The following is a 20,303-nucleotide window of genomic DNA, read 5'->3' on the forward strand; positions in this document are numbered from 1 at the left end:
CCGCACTGCGAAATTGACATCGCAGCCATGCGGCCGAGCCCATGCGGCGCGGACGAGTTCAGGAACATGCCGATTTCGAGACAGGTCAACAAAACGAGCGGCGCCTTTGGCGCCGCTCGTCGTTCGATAAACAGGTCGCGCGAGGATTTATGCCGCGCGGACATTGGTCAGGAACTTGCTGACCTCATTCTTCAGCCGGCCCGAGTCGTTCGACAGCATTTGCGCCGCCGACAGCACCTGTGAGGAGGCCGTGCCGGTCTCGGTCGCACCGCGTTGCACGTCGGTGATGTTGGAGGAGACCTGTTGGGTGCCTTGCGCGGCCTGCTGCACGTTGCGGGCGATCTCCTGCGTCGCCGCGCCCTGCTCTTCCACCGCCGCTGCAATCGCCGACGAGATCTCCGACAGACGCTCGATGGTCGAGGAGATCTCCTTGATGGCGCCGACCGAGTCGTTGGTCGCTGCCTGGATGCCGGAGATCTGCTGGCCGATCTCGCCGGTCGCCTTCGCGGTCTGCTCGGCGAGCGCCTTCACCTCGGAGGCCACCACGGCGAAACCGCGGCCGGCCTCGCCGGCACGTGCGGCTTCGATGGTCGCGTTCAGCGCCAGCAGGTTGGTCTGGCCGGCGATGGTGTTGATCAGCTCGACGACGTCGCCGATACGGGACGCCGCCTTCGACAGCTCGCTGACGCGCTCGGTAGTGGCGCGCGCCTGGCCGACGGCGTCGCCCGCCATCCGCGCCGATTCCTGCACCTGACGGCTGATCTCGCCGACCGACGAGGCCATCTCCTCGGTGGCCGAAGCCACCGACTGCACGTTGGTCGAGGCTTCCTCCGAAGCGCTGGCAACGGTGGTCGCCAGCCTCTGGGAGCGGTCGGCGGTCGAGGTCAGCGTCGATGCGGAGGCCTCTAACTGGGTCGAAGCCGACGACACGGTCTGGACGATCTCGCCGATCATGGTTTCGAATTCGCGGGTGATGTTGTCGACGCGGCGGCCGCGCTCGATCTTGGCTTCGGCGTCCGTGGCCGCAGCCTCGTCGGCGGCCTTCTTGGCGATCAGCGCCTCCTTGAAGATCTGAAGCACGTCGGCCATGGCGCCGATCTCCGTCTTCTCGCCGCGGTGAGGGACTTCGGCGGAGAGGTCGCCCTTGCCCAGCGCCTGCATCGGCTCGATGATCGAGTTGATGCCCTTCGAGACGTCCTGGACGAGATAGAAGCCGACGCCGATGCCGATGAGGACGGCGGCGCCGAGAATGATCGAGACCAGCATGAAAGCATAGGAGTAGCTGTCCGCAGCATCCTGAGCCGCCTGATCGCCACCCTTGGTGTTGAGCTCGATGTCCTTCATCAGGACCTCATCCGACGCAAGACCGATCTTGTTGACCGTCTTGGTGTTCAGCTCCTGCGCTTCGTGCGGGACCTTACCGGCCTCCTTGCGCGAGAGCGCCATCACCTCCTCGGTGCCCTTCTTGTAGTCGTCCCAGATTTTTGCCCACTGGTTGTAGAGCGCCCGCTCCTCCGGCGAGGTGATCATTGGCTCGTACCGGCTGCGGATCTTGGCGAGCGCCTCGATCACTGTCACACCCGTCTTCTCGTTGGCGAGCTTCTCGTCCAGCGTTTCGGAAAGCATGTGCTGGCGGACCACGTTGCGATAGGTGATCACGCTCGCCCGAAGCTCGCCAAGCACCCGCACACTGGGCATCCAGCTCGTGGTGATGTCGGTGGTGTTGGCGTTCATCGACCGCATTTTCATGACGGCCAGGAGACCCATGCCGGCCATTGCGACCAGCAGGAACGCCACGACACTGATGATCTTGGCGCGGATGGAAATGGTGGAAAGCATAATCGGGTCTCATTGTGCTGGCGCGGTGCGCGTCCGAAAGTTTTACGAATCAACCAAAGGGAGCAGCACCAACATCCAACACCAGAGCACCTGCGCAGATGTTAACTACGACTCCGTACGAGTACGGAGCCTCAAAGAGATGAACACGCCGCTAAAAATGCTCTGCGTTCAGCGCATGAGCCTAAGCGCGTCGGAAAAAAATTCAGCGCCGCCGAAATTTCCGGACTTCAGAGCGAGCAGCATGTCGGCTTCGGCGCCCACCGAATGCAGCACCGGGACACCTGCTGCAATTTCTACCCCGACGAGAAATCCGGGAATCTTCAACCGATCGACCACCGCACCGGAGGTCTCGCCGCCGGCGACGATCAGTCGCCGCACGCCTGATTTTACGAGGCTTTCTGCAATGTCAGCCATGGCCTGCTCGATCGCGTGGCCAGCCGCATCGCGACCGTGGCGCGCCTGCAATGCGGCGACCTGATCGGGCGTCGCGCTCGAGGCGATCAGCACCGGCCCCTCCGCAAGCCGCGGTCTGGCCCAATCCAGCGCGCGCTGCGCTTCGCCGCCCCCCGTAATGATACGGTCCGGATCGAGATGGTGCACCGGCATGACCTGTTCGGCGTTGGCGATCTGCTGAAGCGTCGCCTGAGAGCAGCTCCCGGCGAGGCAGGCCGCCGGTCCGCCGACGGCAGTGCCGGTCTCGCCGTTCGCCCTGGCCGATTTGACTTTGCCCGTCGACACCAGCGCACGCGCGAGCCCGAGGCCGATGCCGGAGGCGCCGACCGACAGCCGATGTTCGGCGGCGACGAGGCCGATGGTCTCGAGGTCGCGGTCGAAGACCGCGTCGATGATCGCCGCTCCAATGCCCTTGCCCGCCAGCTCAGCCAGCCGCGCCCGCACGGCATCTGCGCCGCGCGTGACGGTGGCGAGGTCGACGAGACCGATCTGCGTCCTGCTCTGGCGCGCCAGCACGCGCACCAGGTTGGAATCATGCATCGGGTTGAGCGGATGGTCCTTCAGCGGGCTTTCATTCAATGGCACCGCGCCGACGAAAAGGTTGCCCTGGTAGACGGTGCGGCCGGTCTCCGGGAAGGCCGGCGTCACCAGCACCGCACCTTCGCCGCTATCGGCGCGCAGCGCGTCCATCACCGGGCCGATATTGCCCGCGTTGGTGGAATCGAAGGTCGAGCAGATCTTGAACAGCACGTGGCCGGCGCCGCGGCCGCGCAGCCACTGATCCGCCGCGCGCGAACGCGACACGGCAAGGCCGGCCTCGATCGAGCGGCTCTTCAGCGACACCACGACGGCGTCGACCTCGGGCAGTGCGAGATCGTCCGCGGGCACGCCGATGGTCTGCACGGTGCGCAAGCCCGCGCGCGTCAGCGTGTTGGCGAGATCGGAAGCGCCGGTGTAATCGTCGGCGATGCAGCCCAACGCAAGTGTCACGGCTTCACTCCAGCGTAAGGCTTGAACCAGGCAAGGCCATCCGTGGTCTTGCCGCGCGGATTGTACTCGCAACCGACGAAGCCGGCATAGCCGAGGCGGTCGAGCTCTTCAAACAGGAACGGATAGTTCAGCTCCTCGCCGTCAGGCTCGTTGCGCGACGGGATGCTGGCGATCTGGATGTGACCGATGATCGGCATCATCTCGCGCAGCCGCATCGTCACGTCGCCATGAATGATCTGGCAGTGATAGATGTCGAACTGGAGCTTGAGGTTCGGAAGCCTCAGCTCCTGGATCAGGTCGCGCGCGAAGCCGAAATCGTTGAGGAAGTAGCCGGGCACGTTGCGCGCATTGATCGGCTCGAGCACGATATCGATGCCGTGCGGGGCGAAGAACTCCGCAGCCCATGCCACCGATTTGTAGAATGCCTCGATCGCGACGCGCTCGCCACGGTTGGCGATGCCGGCCATCAGGTGCAGCCGCTTGACGCCGGTCGCCTTGGCGTAAGGCAGCGCCGTCTCCAGGCCCGCCTTGAGATCGGAGAAGCGCGAGGGGAGCGCCGCAAAGCCCTTCTCGCCGGCGTTCCAGTCGCCCGGCGGCAGGTTGAACAGCGCCTGGGTCAGGCCGTTGCGCTTGAGGCGCTCGCCGACCGCCTCGGCCGGATGCTCATAGGGAAAGAGAAACTCGACCGCGGTGAAGCCGGCTGATGCGGCGGCATCGAAGCGATCGAGGAACGGCACCTCGGTGAACATCATCGAGAGATTGGCGGCAAAACGGGGCATTGGAGTCCTCTTCGTTACTTGTCGCCGGGCAGCTTGACGCCGGTGACCTGCGCATACATCCGCGCCACCGAGGCGTCGTCGTCCCGGCCCATGCCGGCGGCTGATGTCATCAGGAACATCTGGAGCGCGGCGGCGGAGACCGGCACGGGAAATCGGGCACTGCGCGCCATGTCCTGAATGATGCCGAGATCTTTCACGAAAATCTCGACCGCGCTGCGCGGTGTGTAGTCGCCGTCCAGCACGTGCGGCATGCGGTTCTCGAACATCCAGGAATTGCCGGCCGAGGCCGTGATCACCTCGTAGACCTTGCGGATGTCGAGGCCCTGCTTGGCGGCAAATGCCATCGCCTCCGAGGCGGCGGCGATGTGCACGCCGGCGAGCAGCTGGTTGATCATCTTGAAGGCGGCGCCCTGGCCGGCGGCATCGCCGAGCTCATAGAGCTTCGCGGCCATGGCATCGAGCGCAGGCCGTGCCTTCGCGAACGCTGTGGGACTGCCGGAGGCGAGGATCGTCAGCTCGCCTTGCGCGGCGCGCTGCGCCCCGCCGGAAATCGGTGCATCCAGATAATGCCGGCCGGTCGCCTCCAGCTGCCTGGCAAGGCGTCGCGCCACGTCGGGGTCCATCGTGGCGGAGGATACGAAGACGCTGCCTTCGGGCATGGTCTCGGCGGCCCCATCCTTGCCGAACAGGACAGCTTCCGTCTGCGCGGCATTGACGACGACGCTGACGACGATGTCCGCGCCCTTGGCCGCCTCGGCCGGCGTTTTGGCACCCGCGCCACCATCCTTCGCGAAACGCGCCACCGCCTCGGCCGAAACATCGCAGCCGGTGACGGCGTGACCGGCGCGCTTCAGCGAGGTCGCCATGCCAAACCCCATCGAGCCGAGCCCGATGACCGCGATGCGCTGATTTTGTGACGTGGAGGCGGACATGCAACTAACCCTTGCGAACGTTTCCCGGACGGCCGGCTTTTGCGGCGGCTCGGCGAACCGATAACACGGCTTGGCCGCGCTGCCAAAGCGTGAGACAAGCGGGCATGACGGCCATGAGAACCGAAACGAGCAACGAGACAAGGCTGCGCGAGGATATCTGCCGCTTCGGACGGTCCCTGTTCGAGCGCGGGCTGACGCCCGGCTCCTCCGGCAATATCAGCGTCCGGCTGGACGGCGGCGGCTGGCTGGTGACGCCGACCAATGCCTCGCTCGGTTTCCTCGATCCTGCGAGGCTGTCGCGGCTCGACGAGCAGGGCCGGCTGGTGTCGGGCGATGCCCCGACCAAGGAAGTTCCGCTGCACACCGCGCTCTACGACACGCGCGGCAGTGCCCGCGCCATCGTGCATCTGCATTCGACACACTCGGTCGCCCTCTCGATGCTGCCCGAGATCGACCCGCGCGCCGCGCTGCCGCCGATGACGGCCTATTATCTGATGAAATGCGGCGCCACCGCGCTCGTGCCGTATTACCGCCCCGGCGATCCCGCGGTTGCGGATGCGATCAAGGGCCTGGCGGGGAAATATTCATCGGTGCTGCTCGCCAATCACGGCCCGGTGGTTGCCGGCGACACGCTGGAAGCCGCGGTGTTCGCGACGGAGGAGCTGGAGGAGACGGCGAAGCTGTATCTGCTGCTGCGCGGGATGAACCCGCGCTATCTGTCGCCGGAGCAGGTGACGGATCTGGTGAAGGTGTTCGGGGTGGCGCTGCCGGAGCATGGGCACGGGCATTGAGCCCGGCTCCCACCGTCATTGCGGAGAATATGGCGACGGCCGCCCATCACACCCACCGACGTCATCCTGAGGTGCGAGCCTTGCGATGCATTCGCATCGCAAGGTGAAGCCTCGAAGGATGGGCTACAGGCGCTCGCGGCCCATCCTTCGAGGCGCGCGAAGATCGCGCACCTCAGGATGACGGCAGAGATTGTGGAACGAGACGATCGTAGCCCGCATGAGCAAAGCGATATGCGGGACCAGGGCCCCGGATATCGCTTTGCTCACCCGGGCTACGACACCGTCTGACACTGCCGAATTGATTTGCATCACCGGGATCGCGAGCACATGATCCCCCTGTAACTGACTGAAGGAGTTGTTTCATCGATCGCTGGGAGAATTGTCATGGATTTCAAAGTATCCTGCGCCTTCCTCTCTGCCGCCTGCTTTATTGTCTTGTCACTTTCCGCAAACGCCCAGACGTCCGGGCGCGGCGGCGTCCCCGATCTCAAGGTCGAGGCCAACTGCAAGGCAACTCAGGAGATCGACAAGTCGCTGACCGAGCCGCAGTCCTACGAGGCCTGCATGAGCGACGAGCAGACCGCACAGCAACAGCTCGGGTCCATCTGGACGACAACGCCGGAGACAATTCGCATCCAATGCTACACCGAGGCCTCCGCCGGTAGCATCGAAAGCTATGTCGACCTGCTCTCGCGCATCCAGATGAATGGCTTCGGGCAACCTTCTGCACCCGCGTCAACGCTGCGCGGCGCAAGCAAGAACCGGAACAAGAAGCAATCGGGATAGGGATCGTAGCGAGCGGCTACAATCCGAGATACGCCTTCCTCACGTCGGGATTGCCCCTGATCTCAGCCGCGGGGCCCTGCATCAGCACGCGGCCGGTTTGCAGGATGTAGGCGCGGTCGGCGATCTCCAAACACTCGGCCATGCGCTGTTCGACGATCAGCACGGTCATGCCGGCGTCGCGGATGCGCTTCACGGCCTGAAAAATCTCGTCGACCAGCTTTGGCATGATGCCCTGCGAGGGCTCGTCCAGCATCAACAGACGCGGGCGCGTCATCAGCGCGCGGCCGATCGCCAGCATCTGCTGCTCGCCGCCGCTGAGCGTTTCGGCGCGCTGCTCCAGGCGCTCGCCCAGGCGGGGAAACAGCTGGAAGACGAGATCGAGCGGCCCCTCGCGGTTCGCCTCACCGCGGTAGAGATAGCTGCCGAGACGCAGATTGTCGCGCACCGACAGGCGCGGGAACAGGCGGCGATTTTCCGGCACGTAGGCAATGCCGGTCGCCGTGATGTGGTGCTGCGCCATGCCGTCGAGGCGCTTGCCGTCGAACGTCACGGTGCCTGAGCGCGGACGCTCGGCACCGGCGATGGATTTGAGCAGCGTCGACTTGCCCGCGCCATTGGCGCCGGCAACGCAGACGATCTCGCCCTTCTGAACCTCGATCGAGATCGCGGAGATCGCGACCAGGCCCTGATAGGCGGTCGTGACTTCACGCACCGACAGCATGACGATCTCCCAGATATGCGCTGATCACCTTGGGATCGCGGACGACATCGGCGGGCTTGCCCTCGACCAGCACCTTGCCGAGGTCGAGTACGATGGCGCGATCAACCAGCGGCATTACGATTTCCATGACGTGCTCGACCATCAACACGGTGATGCCGGCATCGCGCACCTTGCGCACCAGCGCGACACCGGTCTGCGCCTCGGTCGGCGTCAGGCCGGTGAGGACTTCGTCGAGCAGCAGCAGCTTCGGCTCGGTCGCGAGTGCACGGGCGACTTCGAGACGGCGCTTCTCGGCCGGCACGAGGTCGCTGGCGAGCACGTCGGCGCGCGCGGCAAGGCCAGTGAACTCCAGCACCTCGTGCGCCTTGCGGCGGGCCTCGCGCATTACCGTGTTGCGCACGAGCGCACCGACGATGACGTTGTCGATGACGGTCATGGTCTCGAAGCTCTTGACCACCTGGAAGGTACGCCCCACCCCGCGCTGGCAGCGTTCGGCCGCCGGCATGTGGGTGACGTCCTCGCCGTCGAACAGAATCGAGCCTTGCGTCGGCGGCAGCACGCCGGCGATGAGATTGAACAGCGTCGACTTGCCGGCGCCATTCGGGCCGATCAGGCCGACGATCTCGCCACGGCCGACCGAGATCGAGACGTCGCTGTTGGCGACGAGGCCGCCGAACCGCTGCCAGACGCCGCGGGTTTCAAGAAGCGCGGTCATCGTGCGGCCCCCGTCTTCTTCGGGCGTGAGAACAGACTGAGCAGTCCTCGCGGCAAGGCCAGCGAGATCAGCACGATCAGCGTGCCGTAGACGATGAGGTCGACGCCGCGCCCCGAACCGCCGAACTTGAAGCGGGTCAGCTCCGTCAGCGGGATCAGAATCGCGGCGCCGAGCACCGGCCCCCAGAGGGTGCCGATGCCGCCGAGCACGGCGGGCAGCGCCATCAAGAGCGAGAACTGGAAGCCCATGACGCTTTCAGGATCGATGTAGGAGACGAACTGGGCATAGAAGCTGCCACCCACCGCGACCAGGAAGGCGGAGACGGCGGCCGCGCCCATCTTGGAATTGAACACGTCGACACCGAGGCTCTCGGCCGCGTCCGGATTGTCCTTCACCGCGCGCCACCAGAATCCCCATTTCGAGTTCTCCAGCCACCAGGTGACGAACCAGGCGAGGCAGCACAGCGCCAGCGCGAAATAGAAGTATGGCAGCTTGGTGCGCAGGAACTGGAATTTCAGCCAGCTGTCGCCGCGGATCGGGATGGTGATGCCCATCGCAGCGCCGGCCCATTCCCAGTTGTGGAACAGAAGCAAGCCGATCTCGGCGATGACGATGGTGGCGATCACGAAGTAATGACCGCGCAGGCGGAAGAAGGGATAACCGAGCCCCATCGCGATCAGCGCCGACACCACGCCGCCCGCCAGCATGCCGAACCAGGGCAGCACGCCGAACTTCGTGAACAGCAACTCGGTGGTGTAGGCACCCAGGCCGAAATACAGCGCGTGCCCGAGCGAGATCTGCCCGCAATAGCCGGACAGGATGTTCCAGCTCTGCGACAGTCCCGCATACATCAGCGTCAGGATCAGGATATTCTGGACGACGACGTCCTTCACGAACAATGGCGTCAGCGCGGCAATCACGGCGAGCACCGCGGCGATGATGAGGTCGCGGCGGCGCCGCGCTGCAAAATCCTTGTCCATCAGATCGATCCGAACAGGCCGCGCGGCCGGATGAAGACGACCAGCAGATAGACCGCGTAAATGCCGACCGATTTCAGCGAGGGCGGCAGTACCAGCGCGGTGGTCGCTTCGACCAGGCCGACGATGATGCCGCCGGCAAAGGCGCCGAACACGCTGCCGAAGCCGCCGAGCGCCACCGTGACGTAGGCGATCAGCGCAAAGGACGCGCCGACATCGGGATAGATATAGAAGAAGCTTGCCATGATCGCTCCGGCGAGACCGACCAGCGCGGCACCAAGGCCCCAGCCGAACGCAAACACGCGGTTCTTGTCGATGCCGACCAGCGCGACCGCTCCGGGATCTTCACGGGTGGCTTCCAGCGCGCGGCCGAAATCGGTGCGATGGATGAAGAAGTAGAGGCCGGCAAAGGCGAGGATCGAGACCAGCGCGCCAACCAGCTGCGGCTCCGGCAGGAAGATGCCGGCGACCGAGATGGTTTTGCCGCCGAGCCAGGATTGCGGAATGCTGCGATAATCAGGCGTGAAGAAGAACTGCGCCAGACCCCGCATCACGATGGCAAGGCCGAAGGTGGTGAAGATCTGCACCATGCCGGCGTTGGCCTTGGCCCGCATGGCGAAGCGTACAATGAGCAAGTAGACCACCGCTCCGAAGATAAAGAGCGCCGCGGCGACCAACGGCGCCGACAGCAAGGGGTCGATCGCGAAGAACGCGAACAGGAAGAAGGACAGGTACATCGCGATCATCAGGAACTCGCCATGGGCGAAGTTCGTGACGTCCATCAGGCCGAAGATCAGCGCGAGGCCGACCGCGATCAGTCCGTACAGCAGCCCCATCAGGAGACCGCTGGCGAGACTTTGGATAATGGCTTGGGCTGTCAAAAGTCTGTCCCCCGAAATAGATCCTCATCCCGAGGAGCGCGCACAGGCGCGCGTCTCGAAGGATGGCCCAGCCCTCGTCCTTCGAGACGCGGGCCGCGCCCGCTTCTCAGGATGAGGGCGGGAGCTGCATCTGAGCTCCCGCGTCCCAGTCTTACTTCATCGGCCAGACCGCCTCGGCGATCGCGGCCTGCGGCGGGAAGATGGTGACGAATTTGCCGCCGATATACTGCAGCAGCACCGGGTCGGCATCGTTGTTCTGGCCCATCTCGTCGAACTTGACGCGCTTCCAGGGCATGATGGTCTGCTCGCCCGGGATGTCGGTCGCGGCCAGCGCATCGCGGATCTTCTCGCCGTCGGTCGACTTGGCGCGGCTGATGGCGTCGGCAAGGATGATCAGGCCCATGAATTGGCGCGAGGTGAGGTCGTTGAAGTCCTTGCCCGACCGCGTCTTGAACATCTCGTTGATCTTGCCGACCATCGGGCGCTTCTGCGCGAGGTCGAGCGAGAAGGTGCCGCGCGAAATCACGCCTTCGAGCTTGTCGCCGACGGCATCATAGAGCGCCTTCTCGGAGAAGCCGGCGTCCTGCGCCACGATCGCATTCGGCTTGTAGCCGAGCTCGGCCATGGTCTTGACCAGGAGGATGCCGTCGGTGGTGTAGCTCGAGGGCATCAGCACGTCGGCGTTCGCAGACTTGAGCTGCTGCACCTCGGCCGAGAGCGAGGGCGAGTTGGCGCGATACTTGATGTCGGTGACGATCTTGTAGGCGCGCTCGCCGGCGATCTTGGCCTGGGCGTTGCCGGAATCGGTGCCGAAGATGGTGTCCTCGTGGAACAGCGACAGCGTCTCGATCTTGGTGCCCTTCTTCTTCATGGCGTCGAAGAAGTCGAACATCGCGGCCGAATACATCTCGTCATGCGGCGCGGCGCGGAAATAATACTTCAGGCCGCGGCGATGCAGGCTCGGCGAGGAGTTGTCGGCGGAGACGAACGGGACCTGGTAGCGCTCGCAGATCTGGCTGACGGTGACGGCGACGGCGCTCTGATAGGTGCCGATGATGGCGGAGACCTTCTCCTGCGTGATCAGGCGCTCGGCTTCGGCGCGGCCCTTCTGCGGATCGGCCTGGTGATCGGCGAACACGAGGCGGACCTTGGCGCCGCCGAGGCCCGGCAGGCCCTCGCCCTTCGCCAGCGGCAGGTCGAAATCGGTGTCCTTGTTGATGACCTCGAGCGCGGTCTCGTAGGCCTTCTGCGCATCGACGCCTTGCTGCGCGCTGCCACCGGAGAACGGATAGATGACACCGATCACGACTTCCGAAGTCTGTGCGCGCGCCGCGAGCGGCACCAGTGCGGCAGTCGCGGTGGCTCCCAACAATACGTCGCGGCGAGTGATCGTCATGGCAAAGTCCCCTGTTACTGAATTTCGGCTGATCGAATGAAGCGATTGATGGATGCGGTAAAGCCCGAAGAAGCAGCAAGCGCTGCCCACTAAATCACGGCCATGGTCCTGTTCTTGAGATCCGTCACCAGCATCAGGCCGGGCGAATGCGTGATCGCGAACGGGAGCTTGGCGGCGTTGATCACTGATTGCGGCGTCACGCCGCAGGCCCAGAACACCGGAATCTCGTCGTCGGCGACCGGCACCGGATCACCGTAGTCCGGCTTGGCGATGTCCTTGATGCCGATCAGATGCGGATGGCCGAGATGGACGGGCGCGCCGTGCACAGCGGGATAACGCGACGTGATCTGCACCGCGCGGATCGCATCCGCCGGCTTGAACGGACGCATCGACACCACCATGGGACCGGCGAACGGACCGGCCTCGCCGCAGGCGATGTTGGTACGATACATCGGCACGCGCACATTGCGCTCGATGTGCCGGATCGGCATGCCCTCGTCGAGCAAGGCTTCCTCGAACGAGAAGGAGCAGCCGAGCACGAAGGTCACGAGATCGTCGCGCCAATGCTTCGTCACATCGGTCGGCTCGTCAACGACCTCGCCGTCGCGCCAGACGCGGTAGCGCGGCACGTCGGTGCGGATGTCGAGATCGGCGCCGAGCGAAGGAATGTGCGGACTGCCGACATCGGACATGCCGATGATCGGGCACGGCTTCGGATTGAGCTGGCAGAAGCGATGAAAGGCGCTGGCATATTCCGCCGGCAGGATCGCCAGATTGCCCTGGACGAAGCCGGGGGCGACGCCGGCGCTGGAGGCGACCAGCCCTTGCCGGTAGGCAAGCCGCGCCTTGCGGCTCGGGAGGGCGTCGGGCGTTTCAGTTTGCTGCACTGCCACCAAAACAGTCATGTAATCGACCTGCCTATAAACTCGACAAAGACAGCCAACACCAAGCGTGCTATAAAGTCTAATCGTCCTTTCTAATCGATATCGATAAATTCATTTTATCGACGAGGAAAATCCTTCCAATGCTGGACTTCAGGTCGATCGAGACTTTTCTCTGGGTCGTAAAGCTCGGCAGCTTCCGCGGCGCCGCAGCACGGCTCAATACGACCCAGCCGGCGATCTCCCAGCGCATCGCCCAGCTCGAGCGCGAGATGGGCGTCAAGCTCCTCAACCGCGACCACCGCGTGGCCTCGCCGACGCCGAGCGGCCGGCAGATGATGGTCTATGCGGAGAAGCTGATCGGCCTGCGCGCGCAGATGATGGCCGAGATCGGCGACCGTTCGGCGATGCGCGGCGTGATGCGGCTCGGCGTCGCCGAGACCATCGTGCACACCTGGCTGCCGCGCCTCGTGAAGAGCGTGAACCAGGTCTATCCGAACCTGTCGCTCGAGATCGAGGTCGACATCACGCCCAATCTCACCGCGCGCCTGCTCGCGCAGGAGATCGAGCTTGCCTTCGTGGTTGGACCGCTGTCGGCGTCCGGCGTGCATAATCGCGTGCTCGCCGATTACCCGATCGGCTTCCTCGCAAGCCCTTCGCTCGGCCTCGGCAAAGGCCGGGTGACACCGGCGGAGCTTGCGCGGTTTCCGATCATCACCTTCCCGCGCAAGACCAAGCCTTACGAGGTCGTGCGCGAGGTGTTCGACCGGCCGGAGCTGCCGCCGATCCGGCTGCACGCGTCCGCATCGCTCGCGACCGTCATCCACATGGCGGTCGAAGGCCTCGGCGTCGCCGTGATCCCCGATGCGATCGTCGAGAACGAACTCGCCGACGGGCGATTGCAGCTGCTCGACACCGATCTTGCCATCGCACCGCTGACGTTCACCGCAAGCTGGCTCGCCTCGCCCGACGTCGTCGCCGTGGAGCGCGTCGCCGAGCTTGCACGGCAGATTGCGCAGAGCAGCCTCGCAGTTGACGCGCCCGCGCTGGCGCGTCATTGAAAAAGGCGCCGGACAATCGAGAGACCAACCGCATGAGCCGAGCCGCCACCAATCTGCAAATCGATTCCGCCCGCCTCTGGGGCTCCATCCACGAGACCGCGCAATTCGGCGCGACGGCCAAAGGCGGCGTGCGGCGGCTGACTCTGAGCAGCGAAGACAAGCAGGTGCGCGACTGGTTCCGCAAGGCCTGCGAGGACGCTGGTCTTGAAGTGCACGCCGATGCGCTCGGCTCACAATTCGGCCTGCGCAAGGGCCGCGACATGTCGAAGCCGCCCGTCGGCATCGGCTCGCATCTCGACACGCAGCCGACCGGCGGCAAGTATGACGGCATTCTGGGCACGCTCGGCGCGCTGGAGGTGATCCGCACGCTGAACGATGCCGGCATCGAGACCGAAGCACCGATCTGCGTCGTCAACTGGACCAATGAGGAAGGCTCGCGCTTCGCACCTGCGATGATGGCCTCGGCCGCCTATGTCGGCGATTTCACCACCGACGACATTTTGTCGCGCAAGGACGCCGAGGGCACCACCGTCGGCCAGGCGCTGGACAGCATCGGCTATCGCGGCGACAAGCCGGTCGGCTTCCAGAAGCTCGGCTGCTTCGTCGAATTGCACATCGAGCAGGGCCCGATCCTGGAGGCCGAGGGCAAGACCATCGGCGTGGTCGATTCCGGCCAGGGCGTGCTGTGGTACGACGGCAAGATTTCCGGCTTCGAGAGTCATGCCGGATCGACGCCGATGCCGCTACGGCGCGACGCGCTGGCGACGCTGTCGGAGATCGTGCTGGCGATGGAGTCCATCGCCAGGAAGCACGGACCAAACGCGGTGGGCACTATCGGCGAAGCCGTGATCGCAAACCCCTCGCGCAACGTGATTCCCGGCGAGATCGCCTTCACCATGGATTGCCGCAGCGCGGACGGCGCCATCATGGACGGGCTCGATCGCGATCTGCGCGCCGCGATTGCGGAGATCGCCGCGCGCCGCAAGGTCGAGGTCAAGATCGACCTGGTCTGGCGCAAGCCGCCGACGCATTTCGATCCCAAGCTGATCTCGGCGGTCGAGAACGCGGCAAAGACACTCGGCTATTCCTCGCGCCGCATCACCTCCGGCGCCGGCCACGACGCCTGCAATCTCAACACGATCATGCCGGCGGCGATGGTGTTCGTGCCCTGCAAGGACGGCATCAGCCACAACGAGCTGGAGGATGCCACGCAGCCGGATTGCACCGCCGGCACCAACGTTCTCATGCATACCGTGCTGGCGATCGCCGGCGTCGCGTCCTGACCGGAGAGAGCCATGCGCGGAGTTTTCGTCGACGCCAATGAAGCGCTTGCCGTGATCATGGAACGGCTGGAGAAGCCCGGGGATCCCAAGGTGCGGATCCACCGGGATCCCGACATCAAGCCCGAGCAATATCCTGACATCCTCGACGGCGCCGAGATCGCCATCGTCGATCACACCGCACTGCCGACCGAGGTGGCGAAGAAGTGTGCGGGGCTGAAGCACGTCGTGTTCCTCGGCACCGGCGCGCGCAGCTACATGAACCCCGAGGAGCTGGCTGAACTCGGCATCTCCGTGCATCTGATCAAGGGCTATGGTGACACCGCGGTCGCCGAATCCGCAATCGCGCTGATGTGGGCCTCGGCCCGCGTCATCGCCATGATGGATCGCGAGATGCGCGGCGGCAACTGGCTGCGCGAAGACGGCATGCAGCTCACCGGCAAGACGCTCGGCCTGATCGGTTTCGGCGGCATCGCAGCCGAGGTCGCGCGCATTGCCTCCGGCAGCGGCATGAAGGTGATCGCCTGGAACCGCTCGCCGAAGAGCCATCCGGGCGTGGAATTCACCGATCTCGACAGCGTGCTGGCAAGGAGCGACGTCGTGTCGCTGCATCTGCTGCTCAACGACGAGACGCGCGGCATGATCACGCGCGAGAAGATCGCAAAAATGAAGCGTGGTGTCATCCTAATCAACACTGCCCGCGCCGCTGTCGTCGACGAGGCCGCCATGATCGATGCGCTGAAGTCCGGCCACATCCGCCATGCCGGCCTCGACGTTTTCAACATCGAGCCGCTGCCCGGCGATCATCCGCTCACAAAGCTGCCCAACGTCACGCTGTCGGCGCATTCGGCGTTCCGCACGCCGGAGGCGAGCGAGAACCTGATTGGCGCGGCGTGGGAGCACTGCCGCCGAATCGTGAATTCGTAGGGTGGGTTAGCCTTGCAGGTGCGTGAAGCGCATCTGCAAGGCGTAACCCACCTCTTTAGTTTCCGCGGAGACAGACGTGGTGGGTTACGCCTTCGGCTAACCCACCCTACGCTCCCCGCCAAATTGTGAAAGGATAAGAGCAACAACAATGGCCGACTATCGCACCATCAAGGCAGAGCCGCTCACCAACGCCATCCGCGCCATCGTCAAGGCCGGCGGCTCCTCAGACCGCGAAGCCGAGCTCGTGGCCACCAATCTGGTCGAGGCCAATCTCAAGGGCCACGACTCCCACGGCGTCGGCATGATCCCGCGCTATGTCCAGAGCGTAACCAAGGGTGGCCTCGCCGTGAACGCGCACGTCAAGATCGTGCTCGACACAGGGCCGCTCCTCACCCTCGACGGCCTCACCGGCTACGGCCAGGTGATCGGTCATGAAGCCATGGAGCTGGCAGCCGGACGCGCTAAGCGAAACGGCGTGTGCCTCGTCGGCCTCTCCAATTCGCATCACATCGGTCGCATCGGCCACTGGGCTGAGCAGTGCATCGACCACGGATTGGTCTCGATCCACTTCGTCAATGTCATTTCCCGCCCGATCGTGGCGCCCTGGGGCGGCAGCGATGCGCGCCACGGCACCAACCCGTTCTGCGTCGGCATTCCGCGTGCCGGCAAGGACCCCATCGTGCTCGACTTCGCCACCAGCAGGATCGCGCAGGGCAAGACCCGCGTCGCCCACAACAAGGGCGTCGCGCTCGAGCCCGGCACCATCATCGACAATGAAGGCAAGCCCACCACCAACCCGCGCTACACCGTGATCCCGCCGCACGGCGCCATCCTCCCATTCGGCGAGCACAAGGGCTCGGGGCTCGCGCTGGTGTGCGAAATCCTCGGCGGCGCGCTCTCCGGCGGGCAGGTGGTCAAGGGCCCCTCCGACGGCAAGTACAACGTCCTCAACGGCATGCTCTCGATCGTCATAGATCCCGGCAAGCTCGGCACCGGCGAGAACCTGGCGAGCGAAGTCGAAAGCTTCGTCGCCTGGCACACCGGCTCGCCTCCCGGTCCCGGTGTGGAGAAGGTGAAGATCGCCGGCGAGCCTGAGCGCGAGACCAAGAAGAAGCGCCTCGCCGAAGGCATTCCGGTCGATCCGACCACCTGGCAGGAGATTCTCGCAGCCGGCCAGAAGTTCGGGCTGGACCTGGCGGCGATCGAGAACATCGCTGGCTGATCGAGAACGAAATAGAAATCGTAGGGTGGGTTAGCCGCAGGCGTAACCCACCACCTTCTTCGCCGAGAAAAAAGAGGTGGGTTACGCTATGCTAACCCACCCTACGCATTCTCCATCAATCCACCATATCCGCGACGGCCTTGCCGCAGGCCGTGGTGTCGGCGTTGCCGCCGAGGTCCTTGGTGCGGAGCGTGCGTTCGGCCAGCGTGCGCTCGATCGCCTCGACGATCGATTGGCCGGCTTCCTTCTCGCCGAGATGCTCGAGCATCATCGCGCCCGACCAGATCGCGCCGATCGGGTTGGCGATGCCTTGGCCGGCGATATCAGGCGCCGAGCCGTGCACCGGCTCGAACACCGAGGGGAAATCGCCCTCGGGGTTGATATTGCCTGACGGCGCGATGCCGATCGTGCCGGTGCAGGCCGGACCGAGGTCGGAGAGGATGTCGCCGAACAAATTGGAGCCGACCACGACGTCGAACCAATCCGGATGCAGCACGAAGTTCGCGGTGAGAATGTCGATGTGGTACTTGTCCCACTTCACGCCCGGAAACTTCTTCGCCATCGCCTCCACGCGCTCGTCCCAATAGGGCATGGTGATGGAGATGCCGTTGGACTTGGTCGCCGAGGTCAAATGCTTCTTCGGCCGCGACTGCGCGAGCTCGAAGGCGAACTTCAGGATGCGGTCGACGCCGGTGCGGGTCATCACCGTCTGCTGGGTGACGAACTCGCGGTCGGTGTCGGGGAACATGCGGCCACCGACGGAGGAGTATTCACCTTCGGTGTTCTCGCGCACCACCCAGAAATCGATATCGCCGGGCTTGCGGCCCGCCAGCGGCGACGGCACGCCGGGCATCAGCCGCACCGGGCGCAGGTTCACATACTGGTCGAACTCCCTGCGGAATTTGATCAGCGAGCCCCACAGCGAGACGTGGTCCGGAATCTTGGCCGGCCAGCCGACCGCTCCGAAATAGATCGCGTCGTGCTTGCCGATCTTCTCCTTCCAGTCGTCAGGCATCATCTGGCCGTGCTTCTCGTAATAGTCCCACGACGAGAAGTCGAAATGGTCGAAATGCAGGGAGACCCCGTGCTTCTTCGCCGCGGCCTCCACGACGCGCAGGCCCTCGGGCATCACTTCCTTGCCGATGCCGTCGCCGGGAATGACCGCGATCCGGTATTGTTTCTTGCTCATCGAGAACGTCCTTGGTTGGTCCGGCAGTCGCCGCCTTTTGACCGCATTGCAATGGACCAAACGCAGCGGCAGTGCAACGCTGCACTGCAATGTTGACCATGGCGCGGCCAAGCGCCTACTGATTTTATCCTGTTCCTATCCTGCGAGTACCCTCATGGATCTGCATCTGCGTGGCAAGCGCGTCCTGATCACTGGCGCGTCCAAGGGCATTGGCGCCGCCGCCGCCGAAGCGTTTGCCGAGGAAGGCGCGCACCTCCTGCTCGCCGCCCGCAACGGCGACCAGCTCATGGCGCTGGCCGAGCGCCTGCGTTCCGCCCACCAGATCGATGCCGCAACGAGCATCGTCGATCTTCGCAAGGCCGAGGATCTGGCGCGGCTCGCGAAGGAAGCCGCCGACATCGACGTGCTCGTCAACAATGCCGGCGACATCCCCGGCGGCTCGATCGACAAGATCGATGAGGCGACCTGGCGCCACGCCTGGGAATTGAAGGTGTTCGGCTATATCAACCTGACGCGGCAGATCTATGCGCAGATGAAAGCAAAGGGTGGCGGCGTCATCGTCAACGACATCGGGGCGGCCGGCGAAAAGTTCGATGCCAACTACATCTGCGGCAGCGCCGGCAACGCCGCGCTGATGGCCTTCACCCGCGCGCTCGGGGGAAAAAGTCTCGCCGACAACATCCGCGTGGTCGGCATCAATCCCGGGCCTGTCGGCACCGACCGTCACGTCACCCTGCTGAAGACGCGGGCCAAGCACCAGTTCGGCGACGAGAGCCGGTACAAGGAATTCCAGAAGAGCCTGCCGCTCGGCCGTCCCGCACATGCGCGCGAGATCGGCGATCTCATGGCGTTCCTGGCGTCGGACCGCGCCGGGTATACGTCGGGCGTGATCTACACCGTGGATGGCGGCATCAGCGCTGGCTGGGGTTAACTCTATCCACGTCATTGCGAGCGAAGCGAAGCAATCCAGACTGTTGCCGCGGAGGGACTCTGGATTGCTTCGTCGCTTCGCTCCTCGCAATGACGAACACAATAAGCACAGGAGTAAAGTAATTGTCTCAAGACCTGATCCGCGAAACCGCCTGCGCCGTCGTCGACAAGCTGCGATCCGGCGATGTCTCGCCGCTCGAGCTGCTGGATGTCGTGGAGAAGCGCATCAGTGAGGTCGACGGCAAGGTCAACGCGCTGCCGACCCTGTGTTTCGATCGGGCGCGGGACAGCGCCAAGGCCTTGATGCGGAAACCCGCCGGTGCGCGGGGTCTGCTCGCGGGCCTGCCGGTGCCGATCAAGGATCTGACCGACGTTGCAGGCGTGTTGAATACGCAGGGCTCGCCGATCTTCAAGGACAACATCCCTGCCAAGTCCGACCTCATGGTCGAGAATCTCGAGGCCAACGGCGCGGTCGTCTACGCCAAATCCAACACGCCTGAATTCGGCGCCGGCGCCAACACCTTCAACGAGGTGTTCGGCGCGACCCTCAATCCCTGGGATACTTCAAAATCCGCGGCGGGCTCTTCCGGCGGCGCGGCCGTGGCGCTCGCCACCGGCATGGCCTGGCTGGCGCAGGGCTCCGACATGGGCGGCAGCTTACGCAGCCCCGCGGCTTTCTGCGGCGTCGTCGGCATGCGCCCGAGCATCGGCCGCGTCGCGCATACCCCCAAATCCGGCATCGATCGCAATCTCGGCGTGGTCGGCCCGATGGCGCGTAACGTCGAGGATCTCGCGCTGCTGCTGGATGCGATGAGCGGCGACTACGCGGACGATCCGCTTTCGCTGCCGGTGCCCACGACCTCGTTCCTGTCGGCGGCTCAGGCCGGCAAGAAACCGAAGCGCATCGCCTATTCGCCCGATCTCGGCATCACGCCCGTCGACCCCGAGGTGAAGGCGATCACGCGCAAGGCTGCGGAACGCTTTGCCGAGGCCGGCGCCATCGTCGAGGAGGCGCATCCGGATTGGCGCGAGGCGCATGAATGCTTCCACGTGCTGCGCGCCTTCGATTTCGCGATCACCAAGGCCAATCTGCTGCGCACCAAGCGCGACCTGCTCAAGCCCGAGGTGATCTGGAACATCGAGGAAGGCCTCAAGCTCACGGTCGAGCAGCTCGAACGCGCCGAGGCCCAGCGCGTCGGCATGACTGCGCGGGCGGTCGAGTTCTTCAAGACCTACGATCTGTTGCTGACGCCGACCACGATCGTGCCGCCCTTCCCGATCGAGCACCGCTATGTCGCCGAATGCGCCGGCAAGAGATTCGACAATTACGTCGAGTGGCTCGGCATCGTCTACGCCATCACGCTCGCCTGCTGCCCCTCCCTGTCGCTGCCGTGCGGCTTCACGGCGTCGGGCCTGCCGGTCGGCGTGCAGGTCGTCGGCGCGCCGCGCGCGGACGCACAAGTGCTCGCGGGCGCAAAGGTGCTGGAGGATATTTTGGGCCTGCGCGGCACGACACCGATCGATCCGAAGGTGAGGAAGTAGGGTGCGGTGCC

19 protein-coding genes are annotated in these 20,303 nt (G+C 64.6%); 8 read left to right on the top strand and 11 right to left on the bottom strand.

The window, feature by feature from the left end; translation table 11 throughout:
- Positions 1–147: 147 nt before the first annotated feature.
- From RAD04_RS02245 to ltnD, 4 genes are all read right to left on the bottom strand, one after another.
- Positions 148–1,839, bottom strand: a complete 1,692-nt coding sequence (locus RAD04_RS02245) for a methyl-accepting chemotaxis protein (RefSeq protein ID WP_461622455.1) — start codon at positions 1,837–1,839, stop codon at positions 148–150.
- A 168-nt stretch (positions 1,840–2,007) separates the two neighbouring features.
- Entirely contained in the window at positions 2,008–3,282 is a 1,275-nt protein-coding gene (otnK, locus tag RAD04_RS02250) for a 3-oxo-tetronate kinase (RefSeq protein ID WP_461622456.1), read from the bottom strand.
- Positions 3,279–4,061 carry a 2-oxo-tetronate isomerase gene (gene otnI / locus RAD04_RS02255; protein WP_091953525.1) on the bottom strand — a complete coding sequence of 261 codons (783 nt, stop codon included), beginning with the start codon at positions 4,059–4,061 and terminating at the stop codon, positions 3,279–3,281. Before otnI ends, otnK begins: the two co-directional genes overlap by 4 nt.
- 14 nt (positions 4,062–4,075) lie before the next feature.
- A complete protein-coding gene (gene ltnD / locus RAD04_RS02260; RefSeq protein ID WP_461622457.1) occupies positions 4,076–4,993 on the bottom strand; it encodes an L-threonate dehydrogenase in 918 nt (305 codons plus the stop codon).
- Positions 4,994–5,097: 104 nt separating this feature from the next.
- Between ltnD and otnC the strand changes: the two genes are divergently transcribed.
- Together otnC and RAD04_RS02270 are read left to right on the top strand one after the other, a co-directional pair.
- Complete coding sequence (otnC, locus tag RAD04_RS02265) at positions 5,098–5,784, top strand: 3-oxo-tetronate 4-phosphate decarboxylase (protein ID WP_461622458.1); 687 nt, start codon at positions 5,098–5,100, stop codon at positions 5,782–5,784.
- Between the two features lie 384 nt (positions 5,785–6,168).
- Positions 6,169–6,570, top strand: a complete 402-nt coding sequence (locus RAD04_RS02270) for a hypothetical protein (RefSeq protein WP_461622459.1) — start codon at positions 6,169–6,171, stop codon at positions 6,568–6,570.
- 16 nt (positions 6,571–6,586) lie between these two features.
- On the opposite strand, the gene RAD04_RS02275 is transcribed toward RAD04_RS02270, so the two are convergent.
- The 6 genes from RAD04_RS02275 to RAD04_RS02300 all read right to left on the bottom strand — a co-directional run bounded on the left by RAD04_RS02275 (position 6,587) and on the right by RAD04_RS02300 (position 12,165).
- Positions 6,587–7,291 carry an ABC transporter ATP-binding protein gene (locus RAD04_RS02275; protein ID WP_461622460.1) on the bottom strand — a complete coding sequence of 235 codons (705 nt, stop codon included), beginning with the start codon at positions 7,289–7,291 and terminating at the stop codon, positions 6,587–6,589.
- Entirely contained in the window at positions 7,275–8,006 is a 732-nt protein-coding gene (locus RAD04_RS02280; protein ID WP_018315620.1) for an ABC transporter ATP-binding protein, read from the bottom strand. The genes RAD04_RS02275 and RAD04_RS02280 overlap by 17 nt, the downstream gene beginning before the upstream one ends.
- A complete protein-coding gene (locus tag RAD04_RS02285) occupies positions 8,003–8,986 on the bottom strand; it encodes a branched-chain amino acid ABC transporter permease (RefSeq protein WP_091953533.1) in 984 nt (327 codons plus the stop codon). Before RAD04_RS02285 ends, RAD04_RS02280 begins: the two co-directional genes overlap by 4 nt.
- On the bottom strand, positions 8,986–9,819 hold the full coding sequence (locus RAD04_RS02290; RefSeq protein ID WP_240536472.1) for a branched-chain amino acid ABC transporter permease: 834 nt from the start codon (positions 9,817–9,819) through the stop codon (positions 8,986–8,988). The genes RAD04_RS02285 and RAD04_RS02290 overlap by 1 nt, the downstream gene beginning before the upstream one ends.
- A 196-nt stretch (positions 9,820–10,015) precedes the next feature.
- Entirely contained in the window at positions 10,016–11,260 is a 1,245-nt protein-coding gene (locus tag RAD04_RS02295; RefSeq protein ID WP_026201530.1) for an ABC transporter substrate-binding protein, read from the bottom strand.
- Between the two features lie 89 nt (positions 11,261–11,349).
- The gene (locus tag RAD04_RS02300; RefSeq protein WP_461622461.1) at positions 11,350–12,165 is read right to left on the bottom strand and encodes a putative hydro-lyase; all 816 of its coding nucleotides are present in this window, start codon (positions 12,163–12,165) and stop codon (positions 11,350–11,352) included.
- Positions 12,166–12,284: 119 nt separating this feature from the next.
- Here RAD04_RS02300 and RAD04_RS02305 point away from each other — a divergent pair, with 119 nt between their 5' ends.
- From RAD04_RS02305 to RAD04_RS02320, 4 genes are all read left to right on the top strand, one after another.
- Positions 12,285–13,202, top strand: a complete 918-nt coding sequence (locus RAD04_RS02305; RefSeq protein WP_018315615.1) for a LysR family transcriptional regulator — start codon at positions 12,285–12,287, stop codon at positions 13,200–13,202.
- A 32-nt stretch (positions 13,203–13,234) separates the two neighbouring features.
- Complete coding sequence (locus RAD04_RS02310) at positions 13,235–14,485, top strand: allantoate amidohydrolase (protein WP_461622462.1); 1,251 nt, start codon at positions 13,235–13,237, stop codon at positions 14,483–14,485.
- Positions 14,486–14,497: 12 nt separating this feature from the next.
- Entirely contained in the window at positions 14,498–15,409 is a 912-nt protein-coding gene (locus tag RAD04_RS02315; RefSeq protein WP_461622463.1) for an NAD(P)-dependent oxidoreductase, read from the top strand.
- 148 nt (positions 15,410–15,557) lie between these two features.
- The gene (locus tag RAD04_RS02320; RefSeq protein WP_461622464.1) at positions 15,558–16,631 is read left to right on the top strand and encodes a malate/lactate/ureidoglycolate dehydrogenase; all 1,074 of its coding nucleotides are present in this window, start codon (positions 15,558–15,560) and stop codon (positions 16,629–16,631) included.
- A gap of 115 nt (positions 16,632–16,746) precedes the next feature.
- Here the strand turns inward: RAD04_RS02320 and RAD04_RS02325 are convergent, their stop codons facing one another.
- Positions 16,747–17,820 carry a tartrate dehydrogenase gene (locus tag RAD04_RS02325; protein WP_461622465.1) on the bottom strand — a complete coding sequence of 358 codons (1,074 nt, stop codon included), beginning with the start codon at positions 17,818–17,820 and terminating at the stop codon, positions 16,747–16,749.
- A 154-nt stretch (positions 17,821–17,974) separates the two neighbouring features.
- On the opposite strand from RAD04_RS02325, the gene RAD04_RS02330 reads away from it, so the two are divergent.
- Together RAD04_RS02330 and RAD04_RS02335 are read left to right on the top strand one after the other, a co-directional pair.
- Positions 17,975–18,751: an SDR family oxidoreductase gene (locus RAD04_RS02330; protein ID WP_461622466.1), complete on the top strand. Its 777-nt coding sequence runs from the start codon at positions 17,975–17,977 to the stop codon at positions 18,749–18,751.
- Positions 18,752–18,873: 122 nt separating this feature from the next.
- Positions 18,874–20,292: an amidase gene (locus RAD04_RS02335; protein ID WP_461622467.1), complete on the top strand. Its 1,419-nt coding sequence runs from the start codon at positions 18,874–18,876 to the stop codon at positions 20,290–20,292.
- The last annotated feature ends 11 nt before the right edge of the window (positions 20,293–20,303 follow it).

Source organism: Bradyrhizobium sp. 25ACV (assembly GCF_054863005.1).

Excerpts from the sequence above, each read along its gene's own strand:
- RAD04_RS02245 (WP_461622455.1), bottom strand. The coding sequence starts at position 1,839 with ATGCTTTCCACCATTTCCATCCGCGCCAAGATCATCAGTGTCGTGGCG.
- otnI (WP_091953525.1), bottom strand. The coding sequence starts at position 4,061 with ATGCCCCGTTTTGCCGCCAATCTCTCGATGATGTTCACCGAGGTGCCG.
- ltnD (WP_461622457.1), bottom strand. The coding sequence starts at position 4,993 with ATGTCCGCCTCCACGTCACAAAATCAGCGCATCGCGGTCATCGGGCTC.
- otnC (WP_461622458.1), top strand. The coding sequence starts at position 5,098 with ATGACGGCCATGAGAACCGAAACGAGCAACGAGACAAGGCTGCGCGAG.
- RAD04_RS02270 (WP_461622459.1), top strand. The coding sequence starts at position 6,169 with ATGGATTTCAAAGTATCCTGCGCCTTCCTCTCTGCCGCCTGCTTTATT.
- RAD04_RS02275 (WP_461622460.1), bottom strand. The coding sequence starts at position 7,291 with ATGCTGTCGGTGCGTGAAGTCACGACCGCCTATCAGGGCCTGGTCGCG.
- RAD04_RS02280 (WP_018315620.1), bottom strand. The coding sequence starts at position 8,006 with ATGACCGCGCTTCTTGAAACCCGCGGCGTCTGGCAGCGGTTCGGCGGC.
- RAD04_RS02285 (WP_091953533.1), bottom strand. The coding sequence starts at position 8,986 with ATGGACAAGGATTTTGCAGCGCGGCGCCGCCGCGACCTCATCATCGCC.
- RAD04_RS02290 (WP_240536472.1), bottom strand. The coding sequence starts at position 9,819 with ATGGGGCTGCTGTACGGACTGATCGCGGTCGGCCTCGCGCTGATCTTC.
- RAD04_RS02295 (WP_026201530.1), bottom strand. The coding sequence starts at position 11,260 with ATGACGATCACTCGCCGCGACGTATTGTTGGGAGCCACCGCGACTGCC.
- RAD04_RS02300 (WP_461622461.1), bottom strand. The coding sequence starts at position 12,165 with ATGACTGTTTTGGTGGCAGTGCAGCAAACTGAAACGCCCGACGCCCTC.
- RAD04_RS02305 (WP_018315615.1), top strand. The coding sequence starts at position 12,285 with ATGCTGGACTTCAGGTCGATCGAGACTTTTCTCTGGGTCGTAAAGCTC.
- RAD04_RS02310 (WP_461622462.1), top strand. The coding sequence starts at position 13,235 with ATGAGCCGAGCCGCCACCAATCTGCAAATCGATTCCGCCCGCCTCTGG.
- RAD04_RS02315 (WP_461622463.1), top strand. The coding sequence starts at position 14,498 with ATGCGCGGAGTTTTCGTCGACGCCAATGAAGCGCTTGCCGTGATCATG.
- RAD04_RS02320 (WP_461622464.1), top strand. The coding sequence starts at position 15,558 with ATGGCCGACTATCGCACCATCAAGGCAGAGCCGCTCACCAACGCCATC.
- RAD04_RS02325 (WP_461622465.1), bottom strand. The coding sequence starts at position 17,820 with ATGAGCAAGAAACAATACCGGATCGCGGTCATTCCCGGCGACGGCATC.
- RAD04_RS02330 (WP_461622466.1), top strand. The coding sequence starts at position 17,975 with ATGGATCTGCATCTGCGTGGCAAGCGCGTCCTGATCACTGGCGCGTCC.